The 6,828-nt window shown below is 36.4% G+C and carries 6 protein-coding genes; 4 read left to right on the forward strand and 2 right to left on the reverse strand.

What is annotated here, in order from left to right:
• Nucleotides 1-83: 83 nt before the first annotated feature.
• The gene (locus HGJ91_RS12395) at nt 84-752 is read right to left on the reverse strand and encodes a TIGR00730 family Rossman fold protein (protein ID WP_291348098.1); all 669 of its coding nucleotides are present in this window, start codon (nt 750-752) and stop codon (nt 84-86) included.
• Nucleotides 753-955: 203 nt separating this feature from the next.
• Here HGJ91_RS12395 and HGJ91_RS12400 point away from each other — a divergent pair, with 203 nt between their 5' ends.
• Genes HGJ91_RS12400 through smpB form a run of 3 tightly spaced genes read left to right on the forward strand, consistent with a single transcriptional unit; the run spans nt 956 to nt 3,477 of the window.
• Nucleotides 956-1,237 (forward strand): HPr family phosphocarrier protein, encoded by a 282-nt coding sequence (locus HGJ91_RS12400; RefSeq protein WP_291348100.1) that lies wholly within the window; start codon nt 956-958, stop codon nt 1,235-1,237.
• A 2-nt stretch (nt 1,238-1,239) separates the two neighbouring features.
• The gene (ptsP, locus tag HGJ91_RS12405; RefSeq protein ID WP_291348101.1) at nt 1,240-3,009 is read left to right on the forward strand and encodes a phosphoenolpyruvate--protein phosphotransferase; all 1,770 of its coding nucleotides are present in this window, start codon (nt 1,240-1,242) and stop codon (nt 3,007-3,009) included.
• A 3-nt stretch (nt 3,010-3,012) separates the two neighbouring features.
• Nucleotides 3,013-3,477, forward strand: a complete 465-nt coding sequence (gene smpB, locus HGJ91_RS12410; RefSeq protein ID WP_291348102.1) for an SsrA-binding protein SmpB — start codon at nt 3,013-3,015, stop codon at nt 3,475-3,477.
• Between the two features lie 8 nt (nt 3,478-3,485).
• Here the strand turns inward: smpB and HGJ91_RS12415 are convergent, their stop codons facing one another.
• The gene (locus HGJ91_RS12415) at nt 3,486-3,755 is read right to left on the reverse strand and encodes a hypothetical protein (RefSeq protein ID WP_291348103.1); all 270 of its coding nucleotides are present in this window, start codon (nt 3,753-3,755) and stop codon (nt 3,486-3,488) included.
• Nucleotides 3,756-4,364: 609 nt separating this feature from the next.
• Here HGJ91_RS12415 and HGJ91_RS12420 point away from each other — a divergent pair.
• Nucleotides 4,365-6,713 (forward strand): AAA family ATPase, encoded by a 2,349-nt coding sequence (locus HGJ91_RS12420; RefSeq protein WP_291348104.1) that lies wholly within the window; start codon nt 4,365-4,367, stop codon nt 6,711-6,713.
• Nucleotides 6,714-6,828 lie beyond the last annotated feature (115 nt).

Here is a 6,828-nt window from a genome sequence, read left to right on the forward strand (position 1 = left end):
CATTTTTATTCATAAATGTAAAAATGAAGAAATTATAATCAGGGCTGTTTTAATCACAGATTTTGTTTGTTTAAATAATTTTCTTACTGATTCTTGTTAAAATCCGCTACCACCCGGACAATTTCTTCAGGATCATCCAGGAGATGAAAAAGATTAAGATCTTTTTCGGAAATCATTTTTTCTTTTAAAAATTTATTTTTCACCCATTGGATCATGCCTTCCCAATAGTCTTTACCTACAAGAATAACCGGCACCTTCCGGATGCGTTGCGTTTGGATCAATGTAATGGTTTCAAACAGTTCATCAAGGGTTCCAAACCCTCCCGGCATAATAATGAAGGCCTGGGCATATTTTAAAAACATAACCTTTCGAACAAAAAAATATTTAAATTCTATTTGCGTGGTAGCATAAGGATTCGGTTTTTGTTCAAATGGCAGTGTAATGTTTAATCCGATAGAATCGGTACCTCCTGCAGCTGCCCCCTTATTGGCAGCCTCCATAATTCCGCCGCCCCCGCCGGTAATAATAGAATATCCATTTTGGGCAAACAATGCCGCAAGATTTTCGCATTTTTTATAATATGGGTGTTCACAGCTGGTTCTCGCAGATCCAAAAATGGATACGGCAGGACCAAGGTTATGTAATGCGTCAATTCCTTCGACAAACTCTCCCATGATTTTAAACAACCGCCATGACTCCCCCGGTTTAAAATCATTAATGGGATATTTTCCATTGACTATATGTTTTTCCATGTTGATTATTCCAATAACTTTCTTATCTTTATATCCGTGTGATGGACAGAATATGGTAAAATAAACCAATATATGTTATTTTATCCAGTAAACCAAAGGCCTATCATACAAAAATATAACAGTCAATTATAAGCCGTCCCTTACATTGACATTTTTTGGGGAAAGATATAAAGAAAAGAAAAAATTTCATGGAACGAATAAGAGTGAAGAACAGTGGAATAATTGCTCGCAGAACATCGGTTAAAAACGAACTTGGAATGCACGCAAGACCGGCATCCAAAATTGCACAAATAGCCGAGTCAGCTCAATCTGATGTATGGCTTTGTGCAAATTCGACAAAAGTTGATGCAACAAGTATCATCGACATACTGACTTTGTGTGCTGTAAAAGGAACTAAGATTGTGATCGAAATTAAAAATCAGGAAGATAGGATGGTTCTTGATCAGATAGTTGATTTCTTTGAAGCTGGGTTTGGAGAAACATAAAGATGAATATTTCAAAATCAGGACAGATAACTATCAACGGGATCAGCGGTTCGCCCGGTATTTGTATTGGTAAAGCATATATTGTTGATAGAGAAGGCGTCAATCTCATTAAACGGTATCCGGTTAGTGATGCTTTGGTGCCAAAAGAAATAGATCGATTTAAACAGGCTGTTTTAAAAGCAAAAAACGATCATGCCAAAATAATTGATTCGCTTGATAAAGATCTGGGAGAAAATTTAAATATTCTTGAGACACACATGGTGCTTTTTAAGGATAAAATGCTGTATGGCAAGACCATTGATACCATTTCCAATGAAAAAATTAATGCTGAATGGGCATTAAGAAAAGTATCAAGAGAAGTCAAAGCCATGTTTCAGCAGATTGATGATATATATCTACAGGCCAGGGTTAATGATATAGTTCAGGTATCAGACAAAATCATGTCATATCTTGTGGGTGCTCAGGATATTAAGATTTCAGATATAAATAAACGTGTCATCATAGTCGCTCATGATTTATCGCCTGCCGATGCCAGCCAGATACAGCTGGAACGGATAAAAGGGTTTGTTACCGACCGTGGAGGGAAAGATTCCCATACAAGTATTGTTGCAAAATCATTAAAAATCCCTGCTATTTTAGGATTAGGTATAGCAACCATCAGTATTAAAAATGATGATATTTTAATTGTTGATGGTTCCTCTGGAACACTGATCATTAATCCTGAAGAAGACACACTCTTCGATTATGAAGACCGTCTGACAAGATTCGAAGAATACAGAGCAGGTTTGGAAAGAGAAAGCCATCTGCCTGCGATTACAAAAGACGGCATTTCCTTAAACCTCATGGCCAATATTGAACTTGTGGAAGAAGTCGTTGGAGCCAAAGATTATGGGGCAATCGATATCGGGCTTTTCAGGACAGAATTTTTATACCTTGATTTAAAACGGTTCCCAACCGAGGACGAACTATTATCTAAATACAAAGAACTTGTTGAACTCATGACGCCACAGAGTGTTACCATCAGGACACTTGATATTAATGGAGACAAGGTTAACCCCTATCTGACGGCTATTGAAGAGGCCAATCCTTCTTTAGGATTGAGAGCGGTAAGGTTCTGCCTTGAAAATGAGGATATTTTTATCACACAGTTAAAAGCTATTTTCAGGGCAGCGGCATTTGGAAATATAAAATTGTTAATTCCCATGATTTCCTGTGTTGAAGAAATTGTTCAGGTTAAACAGGTGATTAACAAGGCAATTCTTGAACTTGAACTTGAAAAGAAAATTTTTAATAAGGACATTCCCCTGGGAGTCATGATTGAAATTCCATCGGCTGTAATTATTGCTGAACACCTTGCCGAGCATGTGGATTTTTTCAGTATTGGAACAAATGACCTGATCCAGTACTCCATGGCCATAGACAGGCAAAACAGACGGGTGGCCCATCTCTACCAGGCACTCAATCCGGCTGTACTGAGAATGATAAAAATGACCTGTGATGCAGCAAAGAAAAAAGGGATTGACCTTGTCATGTGTGGAGAAATGGCAGGAGATCCAATTAACATGCCTGTTCTTGTTGGTATGGGGTTAACTGATTTTTCCATGAATTCAGTCTCCATTCCAGCGGTTAAAAAAATGATTCGTAGTCTTGATACTAAAAAAGCAAAAAAGACAGTTAAAAAAATCATGACGTTAAGCTGTGTTCAAGACATTTTTAACTTTATTTTAGAAGAATATAAAGACATATTCCCTTTTGATAAATTGGCTGAATAATCAATGAACTCAGACTATATTAAAATCATTGCAACCAATAAAAAAGCGCGGCACAACTACGCCATTGAATCAGAATATGAAGCAGGAATTGTTCTTGTTGGAACCGAAGTTAAGGCGATCCGGGAAGGAAGAGTCAGCTTTCAGGATGCTTATGCAGATATAAAAAACGATGAGATCTTTTTAAGACAATTGCATATTTCACCCTACAAATATGCCTACAACAGCAATCATGAATCATTGAGAACAAGAAAACTTTTACTTCATAGATATGAGATTAAAAAACTTTGGAGTAAAATTAAAGAAAGAGGGTATACGCTTGTACCGCTGCAAATATATTTTAAAAATGAAAACATTAAAGTTAAGATCGGTCTTGGCAGGGGCAAAAAACTATATGATAAAAGACAAAGCATCAAACAAAAAGATATGAAACGGGACCTTGATCGAGAACGGAAAAAACAATCCTATTAGCAAAAAAGTTATAAGTCTTCCTGATCCTCTTCCATAGGGGCAGCCCAAACAATGTGGTCTTTGTTAACAAAGAGAACCTTATTCAGAACAGGTTGATCTAATTTTGCATGAAATGAAGATGCATTAGATAGGATCAGAAACGGTTCTCTTTTACTTGCCACAATATCACTTAATCTGTCATACCCGGGGTCTCTTCTAATATTAATTTTTGCGTTAATCTGAGTGCCGTCTATGAGTTTAATTTTGATGTTCTGGTCAATACTCTCTTTTTGTTTCATGAGGCTGCCTCCAATTACTATGGGAGTCCGTTTATATGGTTTGTGTAGTGTAATAAAATTACTAAATGATGAAAGAGATGTCAATACAGCCCCGGTCATATTTTTAGCCGGGGTTTTTTATTTGGTGGGCAGAAAATATTTTTCTGATGCTTACTGAACAACAAAGGCTTTGAGCGAAAAACGCTGAAAGCCTTTTATGTTGTGGTGCCCAGGGACAGAATTGAACTGCCGACACGGGGATTTTCAGTTCTTTTTAAGAAGTACTCAATAGTATGGCGTCTAACTAAATAAAGTGAAATTGCACTTATGATTGCAATTGGTTATCTATTTTTTGTATTAAATTGAAGTGTAACTAAAACAATCAAAGAAATGAGATAAATTTGATAACATGTTGACTACTTGTTGACCACTTATAATTTTTCCATTTACATTCCTTATATCATTATTTAAGTTCTAATTATACAATTTATATTCTAAATAGTAATTGAATTTTAAAGCGAAGTGATTTCCTATTTATTATATATAATTTTTGAATTTGAATAATTTAATATTTCAGAGTAGAAGCCGAATGATAAAAAACCTAATTTAATAATAAGGGCGGATAGTAGAATGAGAAATCAACTATATGCGTTTAAGCATTTGTCAATTAGAGTTCCGTGGCATGATAATTGTTGGAATGGCAGTATATGTAATGATCCAAAAGCAAACGGGGCTTGTTTAATTTTGAAAAATTGTTCGTTAAATCGTGATGACGAAAAAGAGCAAAAATTGGCGGGGCTATCTTTGGATGAATTACCTGAAGAGGATTTTCCAGTATGTATAGGGGAACGAGGAACGTTCATGTCTAAATTCCCAATTATCAAAACACTTGAACATCCTTATGTGCAGTCATCACCTTCTACACATGGCCATTTAAAGCCAACAAGAGTAAGATTCCCATCATTTTCAGCATCTGCAGTCCCTTATCATTGGATGCTTAAGAAAAATGCAAAAGACAAAACATCTTTGTTTGACTTGAACTATGATGAGCAGCGAGAACCCTATCTTGATTGGGCTAAAAGTGGAAAAAATAATTGGGTTCAAGAGTATCAGAATCAAAAGGCATTGCTAAATTGTTTTTTCGGGCATCTTGAAGAAGAAACGTCTTTGGTCTTTTTTTACGCAAAACAAGTTCCATTTGTTGAAGAGTCAGGAAGGGTATTAATCGGGGTGGGGCGTATTGAGAAGATAGTCCCCTCAGAAGCTTACGACGGCTCTAACCGCCGTTTTAGTGCTGCTTACTGGGAACATATGACATTACATACAATTCGGAACGATTGTAAGAAAGGTTTTTTATTACCATACCATGCTGCCTTAGCCTACCAAGAAGAAAATATTGGCTTTGATATGATGGATATAGCCGTTATAGTTGCAAACGATAAACGGTTTGAGTTTTCATATGCTGCAGAGCATGTAAGCAATGATTCTGCAATCCAAATACTTTTAGCCTGTGAGAAATCACTTGAAAAAGCTGCGGAGCTAAATATAGGTGAAAACCATCAGAATGCAATTCAATGGATTCACAATGAAATTTCTCGGATTGAAAAATTAAGAGGTTTTTATCCAGGCATGGGGGCAGCTCTTTGTGCTTTTGGAATAGATAAAGGTCATTTTGTAGCAGCGGAAATTATTAATAGAATGGAAGATGAAAAATCTAATCCATGGTTATTATTTGAAAAGGCGTTAGACGATTCAAAGGGAATTCTATCCACGAATATTGAGAAATTAATCTCTACTAACGCAAAAAAATTATATCGTTCGTTTAGGTCAAAACAGGATCATCCTCGGTTAGCATTTCTGTATTTACTAAGTCGTTTTGATTTAAGTATCGAGCAAGCCTGTACTTTGTTTGTTCAAGAGGAAAGAGAAAAAAATGGTATTGATAGAAAAGATGAAGAATACTTGAAGAATCCTTATTTAATTTATGAAGATTTGAGGCATTCAATTACACCTGTTACCTTATCGACAATAGATTTAGGGTTGTGTATTAAGAAATCACCTGAGAATCTGTTACCAAACGTTTTGTCTGTTGCCGATCCATTGTCAGAATTTAGAATTCGTGCATTGACAATACAACAGTTAGAGTTTTCAGCCTTAAAGGGGCATACACTTTTACCTCGGAAAGAATTAATTAAACAAATAAGAGATTTGTCTATGCAACCCTCATGCCCTTTAAATAGTGACTATTATGAATTATCAGAAGAATGTTTTAGTGGAAATATAGTGTTAGAAGAGATGAAAGATGGGCATCGTGCTTATCAATTGGAAAGATTTTCATGCGCAAGAAGAATTATTAGCCAGAAAATTAATGATAGAATTTCGGGAAAGCGATTGACTTTAGAAGCTAATTGGGAAGCATTGTTAGATAAATGTCTTGCCCCATTTACGATAGGGGAGCCTGATGAGCAAGAACGTAAAGCGAGAAAAGAAAAGGCAGTTACACTAAAGGAGATCTCAGAGTCTCGCTTTTCAGTGTTAATAGGTTCGGCAGGAACAGGTAAAACTACTTTGCTCACTATTTTAGCAGGCCAAAAAGAAGTTGAAAGTAATGGAGTGTTGCTATTAGCTCCGACAGGTAAGGCCAGAGTCCGGATGCAGGAAATGGCAAGGGGGTTAAATGTTACAGCTAAAACATTGGCTCAATTTTTATCAAATTATCGAAGATACGATGGTGCCCTCCACCGATATTTATTTTCCAATAAGTTTTGTGCGGAAAATTATGAAACAGTGATTCTTGATGAAGCATCTATGCTAACAGAAGAAATGCTGGCCACCACTTTAGATTGTTTGAGAGGTGTCAAACGGTTTGTTTTGGTTGGCGATCACCGACAACTTCCACCAATAGGAGCGGGACGTCCCTTTGTTGATATAATTCATCATCTAAGATCAGAGGGTATAGAAAGATCTTTCCCACGGTAAGCGCTCAAGGAACCGCATCTTCAAATTGGATTCAGGGCATGAGATGATAAGCCAACTTTAACATCAAAGGAGGCTTACAACATGGCAGACAGATCCAAAGTAGCAAATAAGAAGC

Source organism: Desulfobacula sp., from assembly GCF_014237455.1.
Classification (GTDB): Bacteria; Desulfobacterota; Desulfobacteria; order Desulfobacterales; family Desulfobacteraceae; genus Desulfobacula.

Bases quoted from the DNA above. Each gene is read 5' to 3' on its own strand.
- ptsP (WP_291348101.1), top strand. From the start codon at position 1,240: ATGAATATTTCAAAATCAGGACAGATAACTATCAACGGGATCAGCGGT.
- HGJ91_RS12420 (WP_291348104.1), top strand. From the start codon at position 4,365: ATGAGAAATCAACTATATGCGTTTAAGCATTTGTCAATTAGAGTTCCG.
- HGJ91_RS12395 (WP_291348098.1), bottom strand. From the start codon at position 752: ATGGAAAAACATATAGTCAATGGAAAATATCCCATTAATGATTTTAAA.
- smpB (WP_291348102.1), top strand. From the start codon at position 3,013: ATGAACTCAGACTATATTAAAATCATTGCAACCAATAAAAAAGCGCGG.
- HGJ91_RS12415 (WP_291348103.1), bottom strand. From the start codon at position 3,755: ATGAAACAAAAAGAGAGTATTGACCAGAACATCAAAATTAAACTCATA.